Consider the following 19,953-nt stretch of genomic DNA (forward strand, 5'->3'; position numbering starts at 1 on the left):
GGCGGCCCGGGCGGTCACAGCTCGCCCATCCGGCGGATCACCGGGGCCACGCGCTGCACGCCGTGCCGGTAGGCGCCGCGCGCCGCCCGGCGCACGACCTGCCGGACCGGTCCGGGCTCCTTCTCGGCGGCGGGCGCGCCGGGCAGCGGGGTGCCGTCCGGGCCGAGGTGGTGGCGGGCGAGGATGCCGGGCAGGTAGCCGGGCGCGGTGACGGGCGTGTAGTACGGGGTCAGCGGCGGGAGTCCGCCGGGGCGGCCGAGCAGCTCGGCGATGCGCGCGCGGGCCGCGTCGAAGGCGGTCGCGTACGAGCCGTCGGCGACGACCCCCTGCCGGGCCACCCACTCCGCGTCGGGCTCCGGTCGGTGCCCGGCGTCGAGCTGGTCCCAGGAGGCGAGGCAGCCGGAGCCGACGAAGTGGTGGTTGCCGAGCGCCTCGCGCACCCCGAGGTCGGTGAGGACCACGGTCGGGATGCGGCGGTGCAGCGACTCCAGGGCGGCCGTGGAGCTGACGGTGACCAGCAGGTCGGTGCGGTCGAGGACCTCGCCCATGTGCCCGTAGACCAGGCGGAAGTTGGCCGGCAGGTCCAGCCGCTGGGCGAGCTTCTGGTAGGGCAGTTCCTCGATGTGCGTGGTGTGCTCGCCGGGCTTGGAGCGCAGCTTCAGCAGCACCTCGCGCTCGGGGTGCCGGCGGGCGTGCTGCACCAGCCGGTTCAGCAGGTACGCACGGTCCCCGCGGCTCTCCGGGACGGAGGGCTGGGCGGCGAAGACCACCGTGCGGGGCTCGTGTTCGCCGGTGTAGGGGGCCCCGCCGAGGAAGGGCAGCGCGACCTCCGTCACCGACGAGGCGTCGGCGCCCACCCCCTCGTACACGGCGCGGAACCGGTCCGCGTCCTGGCGGGAGTTGGCGAGCACCAGGTCGGCGCCGTGGCGCAGCAGCAGGCCGTCGGCGAGCTTCTCGTAGACGACGCCGACGTATCCGGTGACGACGACGGGCCGCCGCGGCCGGTCCTCCCAGACCCGCTTCAGCCCGTGCAGCATCGCCTGCACACCGCCGCCGACCAGGGCGAGCACGAGGACGTCGCAGGGCTCCTCGCGCATCGCGCGCAGGAACTCGACCCCGGTGACCTCGCGGAGCGAGTCCGCGCGGACGCCGACCTCGCCGAGCTGGCGGGCGGTGGGGGTGGCGCGGCCCCGCAGCAGGTACCCGTCCAGGCGGATTTCCCGCGGCGCGACGCGGTTCGCGGTGAGCGCGCCCCATTTCCACCGGGTGTCGGAATCCGCGAGGACCGCCACCCTGAGGGGCTTCGTTGCACTTGCTGGCACGCCGAAGACGCTAGGAAGCGAATTCTAGGTATGGCCCAACCGTGAATCAACGAAGAGTTAACAACACCCCACCGAGAACCGAACCGGCCCGCGGGAATCCCGGACGTACGCGTGGTGCACCGGACCGACATACGGAGTTCACCCCCCGTACGGCCGGCGGAAAGTTGCCGAGCCGGACCGTCTCCTAGGGTTTTGCGGGTGCCAAAGCTTTCCGTGATCGTCCCGTTCTACAACGTTCGGCAATACGCCCCGGACACCCTCAGGAGTCTTCGCCTGAATGCCCGGCCGGACTTCGAGTTCGTTCTGGTCGACGACCATTCCGAGGACGGCACCCCGGCGATCGTCGACCGTGCGGCCGAGGAACTCTCGGGCGTCGCCCAGGTGCGCACCGTCCGTCATGACAGGAACGAGGGGGTCGCCACCGCGCGCAACACCGGACTGGACGCGGCGCGCGGCGAGTACCTGGCCTTCCTGGACGGCGGCGACTGGCTGGCCCCGGGCTACCTGTCCGGCCTGGTGGCGGCCGCCGAGGAGCTGGGCTGCGACTTCGTCCGCACCGACCACGTGCAGGTCACCGGCCGCGCCCGGTCCGTACGCCGGGTGCAGGTCGGCCTGCGCGACGAGGTGCTGAACCCGCGGGACGCGATCCTGCCCGCGGACCGGACGACCTCGGTGGACTACGTGTCCGTCTGGGCCGGCGCCTACCACCGGCGGCTGCTGGAGCGGGGGCTGCTGCACTTCACCGAGGGGCTGCACACGGCCGAGGACCGGCCGTGGACCTGGAGGCTGCACCGCGAGGCGGAGTCGTTCGCGGTGATCAGCCTGCTGGGGGTGTTCTACCGGCGCGGGGTCGCCTCCTCCCTCACCCGGATCGGCGACGCCCGCCAGCTCGACTTCATCCGCGCCTTCGACCAGATCGTCGAGGAGACGTCGGCGGACCGGGACGCCGACCGGCTGCTGCCCAAGGCGGTGCGGACGTACTGCGCGATCATCGCCCACCACCTGGCCGAGGAGGACAAGTTCGAACCGGCCGTGGCCAGGCAGCTGCGGACGATGAGCGCGGCGGCGCTCCGGCGGATGCCGCAGGACGTGCTCGACGAGGTGCTGGAGACCATGGACCTGCACCGTTCCACCGTGCTGCGGCGGCTGCGGCGGCGGACCGGCGCGGCGAAGGGGGCCGCCTGATGTCCCGCACCACCCAGATCTTCTGTGCCTCGACGCCGTACGGCGTCGCCACGCTGGCGGCCGCGATCGAGTCCGGCTGCTTCCCGGAGGCGGAGCGGCGGGTGCTGCTGGTCTGCAACGACGCCGCGACCCCGGAGACCGCTCCGGCGCCGGACGAGACGCCGGGCTTCGCACCGCTGCGCGAGCACTTCGACGACGTGCTCTCCTGGAACGAGACCATCCGGCCCTTCCACCCGGCGGCCTGGACGCCGCGCTCCGACGACGTCCCGCTCCTCCAGCGCCATCTGCGGCTGCTGTGGGGGCTCGGCGACGACCGCGTGGAGCTGGTCCTGGAGTCCCCGGAGGTCCCCCCGGCCCTGACGGTGGCCCAGGTGTTCACCGGGGCCCCGATCCACGTCTACGCCGACGGCCTGATGGGCTACGGCCCCACCCGGGGCAAGCTCGACCCGCTGGTGGGCACGCGCGTACGGCAGCTGCTGCACCTGGACCTGGTGCCGGGTCTCACGCCGATGCTGCTGACCGAGTTCGACGTGCCGGCGCGCGTGGTGCCGACGCACGCCTTCCTGAAGGCGGTGGACGAGGCGTCCGACGCCGCCGGCGCGCTGCCCGCGCCGCCGGACGGCGCGGCGCTGCTGCTCGGCCAGTACCTGTCCGCGCTCGGCGTCCTCTCCCCCGGCGAGGAGGAGGACCTGCACGTGCGGATGGTGCGCGGGGCGGCCGGGCGCGGCCACCGCACCGTCGTCTTCAAGCCGCACCCGCTCGCGCCGGTCCGCCACAGCCGAGCCCTGGAGACCGAGGCCGAGCGGCTCGGCGTGGACCTCACCGTCCTGGACGCCCCCGTCCTCGCCGAGGTGCTCTTCGCCAGGGCCCGGCCCGCGCTGGTCGTCGGCTGCTTCTCGACCGCGCTGTTCACGGCGTCCGCGTTCTACGGCCTGCCGGTCGCCCGCGTCGGCACCGAGCGGCTCCTGGAGCGGCTGACGCCGTACCAGAACGGCAACCGGGTGCCGGCCGTCCTGGCCGACGCGCTGCTGCCGGACCTGGAGTCCGGCGAGGGCGCGGACGTCCCTCCCGGGGACGAGCTGAAGGACCTGGTCACCGCGCTCGGCTTCACCATGCAGCCGCAGGTCCACCCGGCCCTGCGCCCGGTCGCGGAGCGCCACCTCGCCGAGCACTTCGGCCCGCGCGCCCGGCGCTACTTCCGGCGCAAGCGGCTCACCGCCCTGGGGCTCCCCGGCGGCGTCCCGACGCGGCTGGCGCTCCTGTCCCGCAACTCCGCCGCGCGCCGGGTGGTGCGGCGGGCGCGGGCGCTGAAGAAGGCCGTGCGGAGGTGAGGGCGAGTCCGGGGAGAGTTCACCCGCTGTCCACCCCGAAGCCACTCGCGGACCGCCGTGCTGGGGCACATTCGGCCTCCGATCCAAGGACGGTGGAAGGCATGGCGAACCCCCTGGCGGGGCTGCTCACGGCTCGGCAGAAGGAAGCCGCCAGGCGGGACCTGTACGCCCGGGGCCTGCGGCTGTGCGGTGAGTACCTCGCGGCGCGGGACGACCGGTCCGGTCCCCGGGACGCCCGCCTCACCCGGGCGATCGGCGTCCTCGCCGGTTCCCTGGCCACCCCGTCGGCCGACCCCTTCGACGCCCTGCTCCAGGTCGGCGAGCGCGCGCTGGAGGCCGGTGGGGACGACGGACCGGGCCTGGCGCTGGGCGTCGCCGAGACGGCGACGCTGATCCGGCAGCGGTCCAGGGGGGCGTGGCGGCTGCGCGGCCTGGCACTGGACGGGCTCGGCCGCGACGACGAGGCGCTGGCGGCCTACGACCGCCACCTCGCGCTGCTGCAGGGCGGCGACGCGACGGCGGAGGTCACCCGCAGGATCGACACGCTGCGGCGCCGGCGGGCGTGCCTGGAGGAGGCCGCCGCGCTCTTCCCCGAGGCCGGCTCCCCGCTGCGCGACCTGCCCGGGCGGCCCACCGCGACCGCGGCGCCCGAGTTCGCCGCCCACGTGCGGGCACGGGTGGCCGGGCACGGCAAGGGCGACCCCGCCGTGCGGCGCCTGCTGGAGCTGTACGGCACGTACCGGCGGCTCGTCGAGCGGGACGGGATGCCCGACCCGCTGCTCGGCGGGAGCACCCCGATCGGCGTCGACGGCCTGCGCGGCCTGGTCGCGGGACGGACGGCGTGCCTGGTCGCGGGTGCCGCGGAGGTCGCCGGGAGCGCGCTGGGCGCCGAGATCGACCGCTACGACCTGGTGGTGCGCTGCGACGCGTTCCGCGTCCGCGCGGAGGACACCGGCGGGCGCACCGATCTGCACGCCGTCTCGTTGCGGGGCGACGCCCCGTGGGACGGACCCGCCTGGACGCAGCGGGTCGGCATCCGGCTGGTGTTCGGCGACCCGGCCGCGGCGTGGCGCCGCGCCACGCGGCGGCGGCTCGTGCCCGGGGCGCAGGAACACGTCGGGGACGCCTCCCTGCGCCGGCCGCTGGACGACCCGGCGCTGCTGGGCGACGGGGGTGCCTCCCGCCCATGGGGGTCCCCCCGCTCGAGCGGTGCCGAGAGCGGGGGAGGCCGGGACGCGGGGGCCACCACCGCCTTCACCGTCCTGCGGCTCCTGGACTTCCTGGACGTCAGCCCCCGCCTGGACCTCGTCGGCTTCGACAAGCCCGGCCGGCTGCGGCCGGCGGAGGCCGCATGGGTCATGGACCGCGCGACGCACGTCGACGCCGGCACGACGAGGATCGCCCTGCGATGACCCACTCCCCCACCTCCTCCGCGGACGACCGGAGCACCGTCACCGGAAAACGCCGGATCGCCTTCGCCGTCCACACCGGCGAGGACCGCCTGTCCTGCCTCCCCGCGCTGCTCCGCAGCCTGGCGCTCACCAACCCGGGCGTGTGCGAGGACTTCGTGGTGCTGCACCCCGGGCTGCCGGACTCCTCGTTCGACGCGCTGCGCCGGCTGCACCCGCGCGTCGTCACGCGCCGGGCGGACGGCCGTGCGGACGTCTTCCGGCTGGAGGGCTACGACACCGTCGTCGCCCTCGGTCCGGACATGGTCGTGCTGGGGGACGTCGGCGAGCTGCTGAGGATGCGCCACGGGGTGGGCGCCGTCCCGCAGCTGCTGTGCGACGGGGCGGGCGGTGAGCGGCGCGCCGTCCTGCCGGACGGCCTGCTGGTCGTCCAGCGCGCCGACGTGGACGGCGCCGCGGCGGACCGGCTCGCCGACGCCGGCGGCGACGGCCTGGACGCGGCGCTCGAGGGCGTCCTGACCCCGCTCGACGCGCGGTACGACTTCCTGACCCGCCGGCTCCACGACGACACGCCGGTGCCCGCGCACGTCGCCGTCCTGCGCTTCACCGGCCCGTTCGACGAGCCCGGGTACGGTCCGGCCGCCGAGGCGCGGCGCCGCTTCGAGATGGGCGACGAGGAGTTCCGGGCCGCCTACTGCGCCCTGCCCGGGGAGAAGCACCCCGACCTCCTGGCGCACCTCGCGCCGCCCCTGCTGCGGGCGCGCCCCTCCCTCGGCCTGGCCCGCACGGTCGCCGACGTGTACCGCCGGCAGGGCCGCTACGACGAGGCCGTCGCCGTCCTCGCCCCGGTCGTGGCGGACCGGCTGGACGCGCCGCGCTGCCAGGAGACGCTCGGCGTCTGCCTGATGGCGCTGTCGCGCTACGACGAGGCCGAGGCGCACCTGCTGCTGGCGGCGGCCTCCCCCGACGTCGCCCCGCGTGCCTTCGCCCAGCTCGCCCGCCTGGCGTGGCTGTGCGGACGGGAGGAGGACGCGCGGCGCTACGCCCGCCACGGACTGGAGGCCGATCCCACCGACGCCGGGTGCCACGCCTGGTACGTCCGCACCCGTGCGGACGTGCCGGGGCCGCGGGAGCCGGACGCCGCCGCGGACCAGCTGGCGCACGTGGCGCTGTTCGCCGAGGGCCGGGAGAACGCGGGCGACAGGGTCCTGCCCGAGGCCGTGCGCCTGTGCTTCGGCACCGACACCGGCCCGCGCCGCTGGTACCGGCAGCCGGTGCACCGGCTGGTCGACGAGGCGGCGCTGGAGCGGCTGAACGCGCGGCGCGGGGTGATCGTGGGCGGCGGCGGGCTCTTCCTCCCGGACACCTCCCCCAACGCCAACAGCCACTGGCAGTGGAACGTCCCGGACGACGTCCTGGTCCGGCTCACCGTGCCCCTGGTGGTGTTCGCGGTCGGCTACAACGTGTTCGACGGGCAGCTCTACCGCCGGAGCCGGTTCGCCGAGAGCCTGCGGGTGCTCGTCGAGCGGTCGGCGTTCTTCGGGCTGCGCAACCACGGCTCGATCGAGCGGGTCCGCGAGCTGCTCCCCGAGGAGCTGCGCGACCGGGTGCGCCACCAGCCCTGCCCGACCACGGTGGCGCGGTACCTGGTCCCGGGGTGGCTCGACCCGGTGGAGCGGGACGACACCGTCCTGGTCAACTGCGCGTACGACCGCGCCGGACTGCGGTTCGGCCACGACTACGCCCATTTCCTCGCCCAGATGGCCACCGCGCTGCGGGCGCTGCGGGACCGGGCCGACGTGCGGTACGCGGCCCATATGCCCGCGGACGAGAAGTTCGTGCACGACCTGCGCCGGGAGCACGGCATCGGCCTTCCCGTGGAGCAGCTGTACGACGTGCCGAACGACGACATCCGTGCCCTGTACGGCCGTTCGCGGCTGGTGATCGGGATGCGCGGGCACGCGGGGATGATCCCCTTCGGCTGCGGCACCCCGATCCTCAGCCTCGTCTCCCACCCGAAGCTCGCCTACTTCCTGTCCGACATCGGCCGTCCGGAGTGGGGACTGTCCGTGCACGACCGGGAGCTGGGCCCCCGGCTCGCGGAGCGGGCCGCCGCCGTCCTGGACGACCACGCGGCCGCCGTGGCGGACGTGCACGGCGCGCAGAGACTCCTGTGGGAGACCACCCGGTCGAACCTCGACGACCTCCGGGAGATCCTCGGCCGGACGTGAGCCACCGGGAACGCACCGCCGCTTCGAGCTTCGAAAGAGAGAACCACGTGCCGAAACTGTCCGTCGTCGTCCCCCTGCACAACGTGGAGGCGTTCGCCGAGAGCACGCTGCGGAGCCTCGCCAACAACGCGGCACCCGACGTCGAGTTCCTGCTCGTCGACGACTGCTCCACGGACTCCACGTCATGGGTGGTAGACCGCTGGGCGGAGCGGCTTCCGGGCGCCAGGGTGATCCGGCACGAGACGAACATGGGCATCGCCCAGGCCCGCAACAGCGGTATCGACGCGGCCGGCGGCGAGTTCGTCACGTTCCTCGACGGCGACGACTGGTACGGGCCGGGTCACCTCGCCGAACTGGTGCGCGCCATCGAGGAGCTGGGCTGCGACTTCGCCCGCACCGACCACGTCCAGGCCACCGGCACCGAGCGGGTGATCAAGCGGCCCCCGGCCCCGGTGCGGGGCGCCGTGATGGATCCGCGCGACGGGATCGCGCCGGCCGACACGGAGACGATGGTCGACTACCCCTTCGTCTGGGCGGGGATCTACCGCCGGCACCTCTTCGACGACGGCGGCATGCGCTTCGCGACCGAACTGCGCACGGCCGAGGACCGGTTGTGGATCTGGCGCCTGCACCTGAAGGCCAGGACGTACGCGTCCCTGGGTCTGCACGGGGTGTTCTACCGGCGGGGCGTCGCGACCTCGCTCACCCAGATCAAGGACTCCCGTCAGCTGGACTTCATCCCGGCGTACGACACCCTGCTGCGGGAGGTGCTGGAGGACCCGGAGAGCGACCGTTTCCTCCTCAAGGCCGTCCGCACCTACTGCGCCATGATCGCCTTCCACATCGGCAAGGTGAACGAGTACGAGGCCTCGGCGGCCCAGCGGCTGCGGCGTGAGGCGAGGGCCGCGCTCCACCGCATGCCCGAGGACGCGCTCGAGGAGACCCTCAGGACCATCGACAGCAAACGGAGCAGGTTGCTCAGCCGCCTGCGCGACGGGCGGAAGGCTGCCTGATCCATGCCCCACACGACCCAGATCTTCCAGGTCTCGACCCTCTACGGAGCGGCCACCCTCGCCGCCGCGCTGGACGCGGGGCTGTTCGGACCGCGCGAGGGGGCCCGGCGCATCCTGCTGGTCTCCAACAACGCCGCCGTGCCGGAGACCGCCCTTCGCCTGGACGAGATGCACGGCTACACGCGGATATCCGGCCGGTTCGACTCGGTGATCAGCTGGAACGAGACGATCGCCCCGTACCACCCCAGCGCCTGGGGCCCGCGCGGGAACGACACGACGCTGTGGCAGCGGGCGTTCCGTCTCCGGTGGGGCATCGACGAGCGGGACGCGATCGAGCTCGCCGTCGAGTCGATCCAGGTCAACCCGGCCCGCGCGCTGGCGGCGATCTTCTCCGAGGCGGCCGTCGACGTGTACGCCGACGGCCTGATGAGCTACGGCCCGACCCGGGAGAAGCTGCCGCTGACCATCGCGCGCCGCATCCGCCGGCTGCTCCACCTCGACCTGATCCCCGGCCTGACGCCGCTGCTGCTGTCCGAGTACGGCGTCGGACCCCGGATCGTCCCGGACGAGGCGTTCCGCGGCGTGCTCGACGAGATCTCCCGGGACGCGGCGGACGACCCGCGACTGGCGCCCGTCCTGGCGGAGAGGCCCACGGCCGTGCTCCTCGGCCAGTACCTGGCGGCGATCAACATCCTGAGCGAGCAGGAGGAGGAGGACCTCCACGTCCGCATGCTGACCGGGGCCGCGCGCGCCGGGCACCGGTCCGTGGTCTTCAAGCCCCACCCGACGGCCCCCGCCGGCTATTCGGCCGCGCTGGGCAAGGCGGCGGCGGACGCGGGCGTGAAGCTCACCGTGCTGGACGCGCCGCTGCTGGCCGAGACGCTGTACCACCACTGCCGTCCCGAACTCGTGGTCGGCTGCTTCTCGACGGCGATGGTGACCGCCTCCGCCTACTACGACGTGCCCGTCGCCCGGGTCGGGACCGCGCTGGTGATGCGGCGCCTCAAGCCCTACCCGAACAGCAACCGGGTGCCGCTGGCCGTGGTCGACCACCTGGTGCCCGATCTGGAGCGCGGGCAGACCCCGGCGCTCGTCGGCACGGCCCCCGGGACGCTGTCGCCGCTGGTCCGGGCGATCGGCTTCTGCATGCAGCCCAAGACGTACGCGCGGCTGCGGGAGCCGACGGAGCAGTGGCTGCGCGAGAACCTGGCCGGCAGCCCCGGCCACTACTTCCCCGAACTCCGGCTGGCCGAGCTCGGCCTGCCCGGCAGCCGTCCGCGGGCGCGCGCGAGGATCCGGGTGACGCGGGCGAAGCGCGTGGTGCGCAGGGCGGTACGGCGCGGTGCCCGGAAGGGGTGACGACCACCCCTCCCACCCCGCTCTCCCGGACGGTCGGCCGAGACCCGCACCGCGCTGTTCGCCCTCGTGGTGCCGCTCAGGGCCGGGAAGCGGTCCCGGGGACCGGGCTCCGCGCTGCTCGGCACCGCGGTCCTGCCGAGCGCGCCGGCCCGGTCTCCGGGGCCACGGGGCGCGGGGCGCGGGGCGCCGACCGTGGCCCGGGGCTTCGGCACCTGTTCGCCGGGGTGCGCGGTCGGCGGCGCGCCGTCGTCCGCCCTCCCCGCAGGCACCGTGCGCCGGCGGTGGCCGCTGCACGTCCCGCTGCCGGTCACCGTGGCCGGGGCCCCCGACGCAGCACGCGGAACCGTCGAGTGGCGTCCGACGCGCACCTGTTCGTCGCCGCCACGCGCGTCTGCGCGCCGCTCCCGGTCAGCAGGGTCCGGGTCCCCGGGACGCGGCGGCCGCTCCCGCGGGGGCTGAACCCGCGGCGTCCGCCCGGCCGACCCGGCGCCATGCGGAGTTCGCCGTTTGTTCGCACGCCGCTCGACTCCGCATCCCTTCCGCACCGCGGACGCGCGCCTAGCCTGTTCCCGACCCGCGCACCACACCGTTCTCGCCCGCCCCCGACGGATCGAGGTCTCCGGTTCCATGAACAGTCGCTCCCTGCTCACCAGTCCGGCGTCCCGGCGTCTGTTGCGTCCGGTCGCCGACCTCATCGACCAGCGCATCGAGCGGCGCGTCCGCGCGGCGGCCGCCGCGGGCGGGGCGGACAGAGAACGGCTGCGGGAAGCCGTCGAGGTGATGGAGCGCCAGCGGCTCACCCTCGACCTGCTGCTCGGCTCCTCCGGCCGCGGTCTCTCCCGGATCGTGAGCCCCGGCCCGCTGAACCGCCTGCACGCCGAGGTGGCGGAGCTGGCCGGGGACCGGGACGCCGCCGTCCGCAACGTCGCCGCCGCGTACCGGCTGCTGGTCGCGCTGGAGTCGCTCGGGGTCGGCCGGATCGCCGGCGGCACCATGAACATCTGCGGCAAGCTCGGCACGATCCCCCTGCTCGACCCGCCGAACGACGAGGTACTGGAGATCGGCACGCTCTACGGCATGTTCTCCGCCGGCCTGATCCGGATGATGGAGCGCGACGGCCGCAGCCCGAGCGTGACGATCGTCGACCCGTTCGCCGGCGTCCAGCTCCAGCCCGGCACCCCGCGGCGCTCCGACCCCTCCGGCACCCCGGTCGACGAGCACGCCGTCCGCACCAACCTCGCCCTGGCCGGTCCGGCGGGCGCGGCCGCCCGGATCCAGCGGGGCTTCTCCGAGGACCCCGGCACCCGCGCGGCCGTCTCGGACCGCCGCTACGGCGTGATCGTCGTCGACGGCGACCACTCGGCGGAGGGGGTCGCCAGGGACCTGGAGTGGGCGGAGGAGATCGCCGCCCCGGGCGCGATCGTCGTCCTCGACGACTTCGGCGACCCCAAGTGGCCCGGCATCAAGGAGGCGCTGGACAAGCACCTCACGGGCGACACCCGCTTCACCTACCTCGGCAAGGCGGCGCTCTCGGCGTTCCTGCGGGCTTCCTGACCCCCGCGGTCCGGGGTTCTCAGTCGATCCCGTACTGCGCCCCGATCCCCGCGATCAGCAGCGCCAGCCCTTCTTCGTAGTGCCGGTCGTAGTCCGCGAAGATCTCCGCGCCCGCCGCGGCCGCCAGGGGGAAGTCGGCCAGCAGGCGGGCGCGTTCGTCCATGTCGTAGCCCTCGCGGCGCTCGCCGGGCAGGGGCTGGACGCCCTGCTCCTCGGTGACGAAGCCGAGCGTGTACAGGTACGTCGTCGAGGTCGCCCGCGCCGCCTGGGCGAGCGTGAGGCCGGCGGCGGTGAGCAGCCGCAGGACGTCCTCCATCTGCTCGGCGTGCTCCGTGCCGGTGAAGCGTGAACCGCTGAACACCCTGGCGCCGTCGCGGTAGCCGAGCAGCGCCGCGCGCAGGCCGCGGTTGGCCTTCAGCAGCCGTTCCCGCCAGGTGTCGTCCGGGTCGAGCGCGGTGCCGGCGACCATGCGCCGGTACATCTCGGTGGCCATCTCGTCCAGCAGGGCCTGCTTGTCCTTGAAGTGCCAGTAGAGGGCGGGCGCCTTCACGTCCAGTTCCCTGGCGATGGTCCGCAGCGTCAGGCCCTCCAGGCCGACCTCGTTCAGCAGTCTCAGCGCCGTGTCCACGACCCGTCGGCGGTCGAGGGGAGCGCGTCGTTCCGTACCCACGCTTGACAGCTTAACGGCGTTAAGTCCATGCTCGGACCCAAGTAGCACTTAACAGCGTTAAGGAGAGTGCCATGAACACGGACGTTCTGGTCGTCGGCGCGGGTCCGACCGGCCTCACCCTCGGCATCGACCTGGCCCGGCGCGGTGTGGACGCGCTGGTCGTGGAGCGGGCGGACGGGCTGTTCCCCGGCTCGCGCGGCAAGGGGCTCCAGCCCCGGACGATGGAGGTCTTCGACGACCTCGGCGTCCTCGACGCGATCCACGCCGCCGGCGGGGGCTACCCGGTCGGCATGGTCTGGCGGAACGGCGAGCGGGTCGGCGAGCACCGGATGTTCGACCCGGTGGAGACGAGCGAGGACGCGCCGTACAACGAGCCGTGGATGGTGCCGCAGTGGCGGACCCAGGAGATCCTGCTGGCCCGGCTGGAGGAGCTGGGCGGCAAGGTCGTCCTCGGCCGCGAGGTCGTCGGGGTCGCGCAGGACGCGGAGGGCGTGACCGCGCACCTGGCCTCCGGGGAGACCGTCCGCGCCCGGTACGCCGTCGCCGCCGACGGCGGTCGCTCGGTGGTGCGCCGCGCGGTCGGCGTCGGCATGACCGGGGAGGAGGTCGACCCGAACCCGACGCTGGTGGCGGACGTCCGCGTCCCCGGGCTCGACCGCGACAACTGGCACGTCTTCCCGCCGCGCGACGGCGCCGACGACTTCCTGGCGATCTGCCCGCTGGCCGGGACGGAGGACTTCCAGCTGGTCGCCCGGTTCGCGGAGGGGACGGACGTGGACCTCTCCCCGGACGGCGTGCGCCGGGTCGTCGCCGCCCGCTCGCACCTCGCCCCCGAGGACGTCACCGAGGTCCGCTGGGCCTCGGACTTCCGCCCCCGGGCCGCGCTCGCCGACCGCTTCCGCGCGGGCCGGGTGTTCCTCGCCGGCGACGCGGCGCACGTGCACTCCCCGGCCGGCGGACAGGGTCTCAACACCAGTGTCCAGGACGCCTACAACCTGGGCTGGAAGCTCGGCGCGGTGCTGCGCGACGGGGCGGACGCGTCCCTGCTGGACACCTACGAGGAGGAGCGGCGCCCGATCGCCGCGCACGTGCTCGGCCTGTCGACCGGCGTGCACCGCGGCGAGGTGCGGCGCGGGACGGCCACCACGCAACTGGGCCTGGGCTACCGGGAGTCGTCCCTGACGGCGGAGACGCGCCGGGCCCCGGACGGTGCGCTGCGGGCCGGCGACCGCGCGCCCGACGGGACGGTGGCGGGCGTACGGCTCTTCGACGCCTTCCGCGGCCCGCACTGGACGCTGCTGGCGCTGGGCGTCGAGGCGCCGCGGGTCGGGGAGGCGGTGCCGGTCGTCCGGGGGCCCGCGCACGGGGCGTACGGGACGGGGCTGTTCCTGGTCCGGCCGGACGGGTACGTCGGGTGGGCCGGGGACACGGCCACCGGGCTCACCGGCCGCCTCGCCCGGTTCGGCGTGCGCTGACGCCGCCGTCGGTCACGCGCTCGCCAGCGACAGCTTCACCGCGAAGCCGAGGAACAGCGCGCCCGCCGCCGAGGTGGCCCCGGCCGCCAGCCGCCGCCTGCGGCGGAACGCGTCGGCCAGGCGGGTGCCGCCGAATATCAGCAGCGACAGGTACAGGAAGCTGGCCGTCTGGAGCAGGGCGCCGAGGACGACGAAGGAGAGCGCGGGATAGGCGTAGCCGGGGTCGACGAACTGCACGAAGAAGGAGATCAGGAAGAGGATCGCCTTCGGGTTGAGCAGCGACACCACCAGGGCGCGGCGGTAGGGGCGCTCCCCGGCGGACAAGGCGGTCTCGGGCACCTCGGCCGACGCCGACCCGCCCCGCCCCTTCCACATGCCCCACGCCGAGCGCAGCATGCCGTACGCCATCCACCCCAGGTAGGCGGCACCGGCGTACTTCACCACCAGGAACAGCAGCGGCGTCGTGGTGAGCACGGAGGCCGCGCCGAGCGCCGCCAGCGTCATCAGGATCGTGTCACCGGTGAAGACACCGGCCGCCGCGGCGTAGCCGGTGCGGACGCCCCTGCGGGCGGCGACGGAGAGGACGTAGAGCGAGTTGGGCCCCGGGAGCAGGACGATGAGGACGAGTCCCGCCAGGTAGGTGGGCAGATCGATGACGCCGAACATGGGGGGAGTCTCGCACGGGGGTGCGACACTCCGCGCCGGTGTTCCAGCCGTCGAGAAGCGTGTCCGCGGAGAGCTCGACGCGCACACCGACCGGCTCCGGCACGGCCACGTCCTGACCCCGCTCGAAGCGTCGGGGGCCGGGGTACTTGCCGTCGGCCGGCTCGGTGCGGAGCAGGACCTCGTCGTGCTTGGGGTCCACGATCAGGCAGGCCGGGACGCCGGCCTGGGCGTAGCACTCGGCCTTGGGGCCGAGGTCGTCGGACCAGTTGGACGACGTGATCTCGACGACCAGGCGGAAGACGTCCGGCGCGTAGTGGTTCCCGGTGACGTGGGCGCCGCGGAAGTCCTCGTCCACGACGGAGAAGTCGGGGATCGCGAAGTCCGCCGGCGATGTCGGCAGCCAGGGTCCGGCTCCTCGGACGTGCTCCTGGCCGGCCTCGACGATCCCGGCACGGTCGAACGCCCTGCCGAGCCTGGTCGGCGCGAGCTGGTGCGAGCCGTCCGGCGGAGTGTCACAGCGAGCCTTCCCTGGAGGATCTCCACGCGGTGGCCAGGCAGTGCACGGGCGAGCTGGTCGGCGGCCCCGCCCAGGGTCAGCTCCTGCTGCAGTACGGCCATGGCGTCCTCCTTTTCGGGGCCCCCCCACGAGAGCAACCGGGGACGGACGGCTTCCGCCCGCGGTCACTCGTACGGGGTAACCACCCAGGTCAGAAGGCGTCCGAGGGCACGTACGTGCCCCATACCTCCCGCAGCGCGTTGCACACCTCGCCCACGGTCGCCCGCGCCCGCAGGGCCTCGCGCATCGGGTACAGGACGTTGTCCTCGCCCTCCGCCGCCTTCCTCAGGGCCGCCAGCGCCGAGTCCACCGCCTGCTGGTCGCGCTCCGCGCGCAGCGCGGCGAGGCGTTCGGCCTGCTGGGCCTCGATGGCGGGGTCGACGCGCAGCGGCTCGTAGGGCTCCTCCTCGTCGAGCTGGAAGCGGTTGACGCCGACCACGACCCGCTCGCCGGAGTCGGTCTCCTGGGCGATGCGGTAGGCGGAACGCTCGATCTCGCCCTTCTGGAAGCCGCGCTCGATGGCGGCCACCGCGCCGCCGAGCTCCTCGACCTTGCCCATCAGCTCCAGCGCCGCCGCCTCGACCTCGTCGGTCATCGTCTCGATGACGTACGAGCCCGCGAACGGGTCGACGGTCGCGGTCACGTCCGTCTCGTAGGCCAGCACCTGCTGCGTGCGCAGCGCCAGCCGGGCGCTCTTGTCGGTGGGCAGGGCGATGGCCTCGTCGAAGGAGTTGGTGTGCAGCGACTGGGTCCCGCCCAGCACCGCCGCCAGCCCCTGCACGGCGACGCGGACCAGGTTCACCTCCGGCTGCTGGGCCGTCAGCTGGACGCCCGCGGTCTGGGTGTGGAAGCGGAGCATCAGCGACTTGGGGTTCTCCGCGCCGAACTCCTCCTTCATCACCCGTGCCCAGATCCGGCGCGCCGCGCGGAACTTGGCGACCTCCTCCAGGATCGTCGTACGGGCCACGAAGAAGAACGACAGACGCGGTGCGAAGTCGTCGACGTCCATGCCCGCCGCGACCGCGGTGCGCACGTACTCGATGCCGTCGGCGAGGGTGAACGCGATCTCCTGCGCCGGGGAGGCGCCCGCCTCGGCCATGTGGTAGCCGGAGATCGAGATCGTGTTCCACTTCGGGATCTCGGCCTTGCAGTACTTGAAGATGTCCGCGATCAGGCGGAGGGAGGGCTTGGGCGGGAAGATGTACGTGCCGCGCGCGATGTACTCCTTCAGCACGTCGTTCTGGATCGTGCCGGTGAGCCGGTCCGCGCTGACGCCCTGCTCCTCGGCCACCAGTTGGTACAGCAGCAGGAGCACCGCCGCCGGGGCGTTGATCGTCATCGACGTGGAGACCTTGTCCAGCGGGATCCCGCCGAACAGCACCCGCATGTCGTCGATCGAGTCGATCGCCACCCCCACCTTGCCGACCTCGCCGTGCGCGATCGGGGCGTCGGAGTCGTGGCCCATCTGGGTCGGCAGGTCGAAGGCGACCGACAGCCCCATCGTGCCGTTGGCGATCAGCTGCTGGTAGCGGGCGTTGGACTCCGTCGCCGTGCCGAACCCGGCGTACTGGCGCATCGTCCAGGGACGGCCGGTGTACATCGTCGGGTACACGCCCCGGGTGAACGGGTACGCCCCCGGTTCGCCCAGCTTCTCCGCCGGGTCCCAGCCCGCGAGGGACTCCGGCCCGTAGACCGGTTCGATGGGCAGTCCGGACTCCGACTCGCGCGCCATGGTGTGATGCCTCCCGCTGAGCAGTGCTGCTCGTCCTGCTCGCCCGTTACTCGTCAGTTACTCGCCAGTACAGACCCGGTTCTCCGACGGACTGTAGCGGTGCGCGCACGGTCCGGTGGAGGGGCACACGCTGGGACCTTCCTCACAGCCGGGGCGGGACCCCGCTCACAGCCTCCGTCCCGGCGGTCGCCTTCCGGTCACCCACCACCATGCCCCGTGGTTCGGCCGCGGTCACGTCCGGGGAACATCTCGGTTGACGACCGGGTGCGGCGACCGGCGGGACGACGGGGGGCTTGCATGCACAGGACGGGTGGGGAGGACCGCGTGCGCGGGACGGACAGGGGGAGAGCGCTCGCCGTCCTGACGGCACTGGCCGTCCTGACGGGCGGTGCGGCGGGTTGCACGGTGCAGCCCGCCGGCGCGGACGGCGAGGGCGGGCCGCCGGTGCGCGTCGAACTGCCGTCCGGTGCGCCGTCCGCGTCCCGCGCCCCGGAGGGCCACGGCGTCGGCGACGGCGACGGCGACGGCAAGGGCTCGTCCGGTGGCGGTGACGACGCCGGTGACGACCGGCCCGGCACCGCGCCGGAGCAGCGGCCCCCGCGCGTGCTGTGGTCCCCCGGCGACTCCGGCCGCGACGTCCGCGAGCTCCAGGCCCGGCTGCGTCAGGCCGCCTGGCTCTTCCACGGCCCCACCGGGACGTACGACGAGCTCACGGAGAAGGCGGTGCGGGGCTTCCAGGGCAAGCGCGGGCTGCCGCGGACCGGCAGGATCGACACCGTCACCTGGCAGCGGCTGCTCGGGATGACCCGCGAACCGGGCAAGTGGGAGCTGTACCTGATGGGCGGTCAGCCGGTCGACGCACCCGACGCCCGCTGCCGGACCGGCCGGGTGCTGTGCATCAGCAAGTCGAGCCGCACCCTCCGCTGGATGGTCGACGGACGGACCGTGTCGACGATGGCCGTCCGCTTCGGCTCGGAGTACACGCCGACCCGGGAGGGGGTCTTCCACGTCTACTGGAAGTCCCGGCACCACGTGTCCACGCTCTACGACTCCCCCATGCCGTACGCCATGTTCTTCAGCGGCGGGCAGGCCGTGCACTTCTCGGCCGACTTCGCCGCACGCGGATACGCCGGCTCCTCGCACGGCTGCGTCAACGTACGGGACGAGGCGGCGATCGCCCGGCTGTACGCGCAGGTGCGCAACGGCGACAAGGTCGTCGTGCACTGGTGAGGCGCGTGGGGCGGGACGGGATGCGGGGCGCGGGCGGGACCGGGGGAACGTGTCCCGCCCGCGCCGGAGTGCACGAGCCGCGGGTACGGGGGGAACCCCGGCTCCGTGCGACAGCCGATGACCAGTCGGCTCATTCATTACTGCGTCGCGGAGGCCGAAAACGTCACACCCGTCGGCGAAGAAATTTCCGGGACCGTGAAACACCAGGTCAGAGGCGTTCTGAGCGCGGAATCGGCCGGGGCGTCACCGCCGTCACCTCCCGCCTCCCTTGCCGTTGTTGCCGTTGTTGCCGTTGTTGCCGTTGTTGCCGTTCTTTCCGGCCTCGGCGCTCTGGCCGCCGTTCCCGCCGCCCTTGCCCTGTGCGCCACCGTCACCGCTGCCGCTCTGGCCCTTGGAGGCGCCGCGCCCCCCGCCGACACCGTTGCCATTGCCGTTACTGCTGCCGCTGCCGTTACTGCTGCCGCTGCCGTTGCCATTGCCGTTACTGCTGCCGCTGCCGTTACTGCTGCCGCTGCCGTTGCCGTTGCCGCTACTGCTGCCGTTGCCGTTAACGCTGCCGTTGCCGTTGTCCTGGTGGGCCTCGTCGGCGCGCTTCCCGACCGTGGGGTCGGAGTCGGTGGTGGACAGGACGTCCCTGCAGTACGCGTCGACGCGGGAGGGACCGCCCGCCGCGTCCTCGACGAGGCGCTGGCGGCCGACGCCCAGTCCCTTGCCCTCCTGGAGGTCGCGGCAGGCCGAGGCGATCTGCTTCCAGCCATGTCCAGAACGGGCCGCGGGGTCACCGGCGTCCGCGTCCTCGTCGTCCCGTGCGTCCGGACCGCCCTGGACGGCACCCCCGGCCTCCCGGCCGGAGCCGCCCTCGGGCGTGGCTCCGCCGGGTGCGTCCTCCTTCGACGGGGGCGACAGCCGGGGACGCGCGGAAGGGGTGCCGGTGGCCGTGACGGAGGCGGCCGGGTCGGCCTCGGGGTCGCCGGACAGTACCGGCAGGACTCCGGTTCCGGCCAGGGCCGCGGCACCGCCGACCATGCCGACCGCCAGCGCGGCGGCCAGTCCGAAGCGCAGGGGGCGTGTCCAGCGGGGTCCGCCGACGGCTCCGGAACGGTCACCGTGCGGGGTGCCCGGCTGGACCGGCCCGGTATCGGAGGAGTGGGTTCCGGCCTGGCGGCCGGCAGCCGCGCCCGCCGCGGCGCGCTCCTCGCGCACGGCGCGGAAGGCGGCCAGGGCGGCGGCCTCACCGGGGAGTTCCCCGTCGGCCGACGGGGGCGGGGCGGAGAGGGCGCCGAGCGTCCTGGCGAGCCGTTCGGCCTGGTCACGGGAGACGGGATCGGCAGCTTCGGGGGGCTCTCCGCTCAGCAAGCGCTCCGCCGTCTCGCGGTCCAGCCACCTGTACTGCTCGTCGGCCATCACATGTCCTTCTGTGTCCGCGCTCGCATCTGCGTCACACTCGCGGACGTCACCGTACGACGGCGTGGTTCTCTCTGGGGCGGAAGGGCGTCGAGCACACCAGCGGATTCCGGATGGGCTTCCGGATCGTCACCGAGCAGTTCGGCCAGCCGTTTCAGGCCACGGTGCGCGGCCGTCCGCACGGCCCCCGGGCGTTTGCCCAGCGTCTCGGCGGCGGTCTTCGCGTCGAGCCCCACGACCACGCGCAGCACGACGGCCTCGGCCTGGTCCTGCGGCAGCCGGCCGATGAGGGAGAAGGTGCCGTCGGTGGCCAGTGCCTCGATGGCCTCGCCCGCGGTGTCGGACTCGGCGGCCCGCCCGGTGAGTTCGGTCTCGTCGCCGCCGATCGAGGGGCGGCGGCCGCGCATGCGTATGTGGTCCAGCGCGCGGTTGCGTGCGATGCGGGCGGCCCAGCCGCGGAACCGGTCCGCGTCACCGGTGAACCGCTCCAGGTCACGGGCTATCTGCAGCCACGCCTCGGACGCCACGTCCTCGGCGTCGGGCTCGCCGACGAGTGTCCGTACGTATCCCAGCAGCCGCGGGTGCACGGTGCGGTACACAGTCCGGAACGCGGTCTCGTCCCCGTCCTGTGCCGCACGCACCGCGGCGGTCAGCTCCGCGTCGTCCCCCAGCACCGCGCGCGCCCTTCTGCGCCTCAGCCGGCGCCGCTCTCGCGGACCGGGTTCTCGCCGTCGTGGTTCCTCAAGTGGTCGTTGCCGTCTCTAGGCCGCTGGTGGCTGTTGTGGTCGTTTGTCCTCCACGGCCTGGCGCGAAAGG

General features: G+C 73.9%; 16 protein-coding genes. 9 read left to right on the forward strand and 7 right to left on the reverse strand.

Annotated elements, in window-relative coordinates:
* Nucleotides 1-14 precede the first annotated feature (14 nt).
* Nucleotides 15-1,322 (reverse strand): DUF6716 putative glycosyltransferase, encoded by a 1,308-nt coding sequence (locus tag FHS37_RS06975; protein ID WP_184818160.1) that lies wholly within the window; start codon nt 1,320-1,322, stop codon nt 15-17.
* A 198-nt stretch (nt 1,323-1,520) separates the two neighbouring features.
* Between FHS37_RS06975 and FHS37_RS06980 the strand changes: the two genes are divergently transcribed.
* From FHS37_RS06980 to FHS37_RS07010, 7 genes are all read left to right on the forward strand, one after another.
* Entirely contained in the window at nt 1,521-2,507 is a 987-nt protein-coding gene (locus tag FHS37_RS06980; RefSeq protein WP_184818162.1) for a glycosyltransferase family 2 protein, read from the forward strand.
* Entirely contained in the window at nt 2,507-3,838 is a 1,332-nt protein-coding gene (locus FHS37_RS06985) for a polysialyltransferase family glycosyltransferase (RefSeq protein WP_184818163.1), read from the forward strand. Before FHS37_RS06980 ends, FHS37_RS06985 begins: the two co-directional genes overlap by 1 nt.
* 101 nt (nt 3,839-3,939) lie before the next feature.
* Nucleotides 3,940-5,250: a glycosyltransferase family 29 protein gene (locus FHS37_RS06990; protein WP_184818165.1), complete on the forward strand. Its 1,311-nt coding sequence runs from the start codon at nt 3,940-3,942 to the stop codon at nt 5,248-5,250.
* Nucleotides 5,247-7,478: a polysaccharide pyruvyl transferase family protein gene (locus tag FHS37_RS06995; protein ID WP_184818167.1), complete on the forward strand. Its 2,232-nt coding sequence runs from the start codon at nt 5,247-5,249 to the stop codon at nt 7,476-7,478. Before FHS37_RS06990 ends, FHS37_RS06995 begins: the two co-directional genes overlap by 4 nt.
* A gap of 47 nt (nt 7,479-7,525) precedes the next feature.
* Nucleotides 7,526-8,491 (forward strand): glycosyltransferase family 2 protein, encoded by a 966-nt coding sequence (locus FHS37_RS07000; protein ID WP_184818169.1) that lies wholly within the window; start codon nt 7,526-7,528, stop codon nt 8,489-8,491.
* Nucleotides 8,492-8,494: 3 nt separating this feature from the next.
* Complete coding sequence (locus tag FHS37_RS07005; protein ID WP_184818170.1) at nt 8,495-9,850, forward strand: polysialyltransferase family glycosyltransferase; 1,356 nt, start codon at nt 8,495-8,497, stop codon at nt 9,848-9,850.
* Between the two features lie 627 nt (nt 9,851-10,477).
* Nucleotides 10,478-11,404: a class I SAM-dependent methyltransferase gene (locus FHS37_RS07010; RefSeq protein WP_184818172.1), complete on the forward strand. Its 927-nt coding sequence runs from the start codon at nt 10,478-10,480 to the stop codon at nt 11,402-11,404.
* Nucleotides 11,405-11,423: 19 nt separating this feature from the next.
* Here FHS37_RS07010 and FHS37_RS07015 read toward each other — a convergent pair whose 3' ends face one another.
* Entirely contained in the window at nt 11,424-12,074 is a 651-nt protein-coding gene (locus tag FHS37_RS07015; RefSeq protein WP_184818174.1) for a TetR/AcrR family transcriptional regulator, read from the reverse strand.
* Nucleotides 12,075-12,145: 71 nt separating this feature from the next.
* Between FHS37_RS07015 and FHS37_RS07020 the strand changes: the two genes are divergently transcribed.
* On the forward strand, nt 12,146-13,549 hold the full coding sequence (locus FHS37_RS07020) for an FAD-dependent oxidoreductase (RefSeq protein ID WP_184818177.1): 1,404 nt from the start codon (nt 12,146-12,148) through the stop codon (nt 13,547-13,549).
* A 12-nt stretch (nt 13,550-13,561) separates the two neighbouring features.
* On the opposite strand, the gene leuE is transcribed toward FHS37_RS07020, so the two are convergent.
* From leuE to FHS37_RS07035, 3 genes are read right to left on the reverse strand one after another with little or no spacing between them, the layout of a single operon-like run.
* The gene (gene leuE / locus FHS37_RS07025; RefSeq protein ID WP_375372292.1) at nt 13,562-14,167 is read right to left on the reverse strand and encodes a leucine efflux protein LeuE; all 606 of its coding nucleotides are present in this window, start codon (nt 14,165-14,167) and stop codon (nt 13,562-13,564) included.
* On the reverse strand, nt 14,064-14,900 hold the full coding sequence (locus tag FHS37_RS07030) for a Uma2 family endonuclease (RefSeq protein ID WP_375372290.1): 837 nt from the start codon (nt 14,898-14,900) through the stop codon (nt 14,064-14,066). The genes leuE and FHS37_RS07030 overlap by 104 nt, the downstream gene beginning before the upstream one ends.
* A gap of 22 nt (nt 14,901-14,922) precedes the next feature.
* The gene (locus FHS37_RS07035) at nt 14,923-16,503 is read right to left on the reverse strand and encodes an acyl-CoA mutase large subunit family protein (protein WP_184818181.1); all 1,581 of its coding nucleotides are present in this window, start codon (nt 16,501-16,503) and stop codon (nt 14,923-14,925) included.
* A gap of 297 nt (nt 16,504-16,800) precedes the next feature.
* Between FHS37_RS07035 and FHS37_RS07040 the strand changes: the two genes are divergently transcribed.
* On the forward strand, nt 16,801-17,733 hold the full coding sequence (locus FHS37_RS07040) for a L,D-transpeptidase family protein (protein WP_413790261.1): 933 nt from the start codon (nt 16,801-16,803) through the stop codon (nt 17,731-17,733).
* Between the two features lie 252 nt (nt 17,734-17,985).
* On the opposite strand, the gene FHS37_RS07045 is transcribed toward FHS37_RS07040, so the two are convergent.
* Nucleotides 17,986-19,137: a hypothetical protein gene (locus FHS37_RS07045; protein ID WP_184818183.1), complete on the reverse strand. Its 1,152-nt coding sequence runs from the start codon at nt 19,135-19,137 to the stop codon at nt 17,986-17,988.
* Complete coding sequence (locus FHS37_RS07050) at nt 19,137-19,811, reverse strand: RNA polymerase sigma factor (protein WP_184818185.1); 675 nt, start codon at nt 19,809-19,811, stop codon at nt 19,137-19,139. The genes FHS37_RS07045 and FHS37_RS07050 overlap by 1 nt, the downstream gene beginning before the upstream one ends.
* Nucleotides 19,812-19,953: the final 142 nt, after the last annotated feature.

Origin of the sequence: Streptomyces griseomycini, from assembly GCF_014203535.1 — a bacterium.
In the GTDB taxonomy this organism is placed as follows: domain Bacteria; phylum Actinomycetota; class Actinomycetes; order Streptomycetales; family Streptomycetaceae; genus Streptomyces; species Streptomyces griseomycini.

What these genes read in the sequence shown, in the direction of transcription:
- FHS37_RS06985 (WP_184818163.1), top strand. Translation starts at nt 2,507, where the DNA reads ATGTCCCGCACCACCCAGATCTTCTGTGCCTCGACGCCGTACGGCGTC.
- FHS37_RS06990 (WP_184818165.1), top strand. Translation starts at nt 3,940, where the DNA reads ATGGCGAACCCCCTGGCGGGGCTGCTCACGGCTCGGCAGAAGGAAGCC.
- FHS37_RS06995 (WP_184818167.1), top strand. Translation starts at nt 5,247, where the DNA reads ATGACCCACTCCCCCACCTCCTCCGCGGACGACCGGAGCACCGTCACC.
- FHS37_RS07005 (WP_184818170.1), top strand. Translation starts at nt 8,495, where the DNA reads ATGCCCCACACGACCCAGATCTTCCAGGTCTCGACCCTCTACGGAGCG.
- FHS37_RS07010 (WP_184818172.1), top strand. Translation starts at nt 10,478, where the DNA reads ATGAACAGTCGCTCCCTGCTCACCAGTCCGGCGTCCCGGCGTCTGTTG.
- FHS37_RS07020 (WP_184818177.1), top strand. Translation starts at nt 12,146, where the DNA reads ATGAACACGGACGTTCTGGTCGTCGGCGCGGGTCCGACCGGCCTCACC.
- FHS37_RS07035 (WP_184818181.1), bottom strand. Translation starts at nt 16,503, where the DNA reads ATGGCGCGCGAGTCGGAGTCCGGACTGCCCATCGAACCGGTCTACGGG.
- FHS37_RS07040 (WP_413790261.1), top strand. Translation starts at nt 16,801, where the DNA reads ATGCACAGGACGGGTGGGGAGGACCGCGTGCGCGGGACGGACAGGGGG.
- FHS37_RS07045 (WP_184818183.1), bottom strand. Translation starts at nt 19,137, where the DNA reads ATGGCCGACGAGCAGTACAGGTGGCTGGACCGCGAGACGGCGGAGCGC.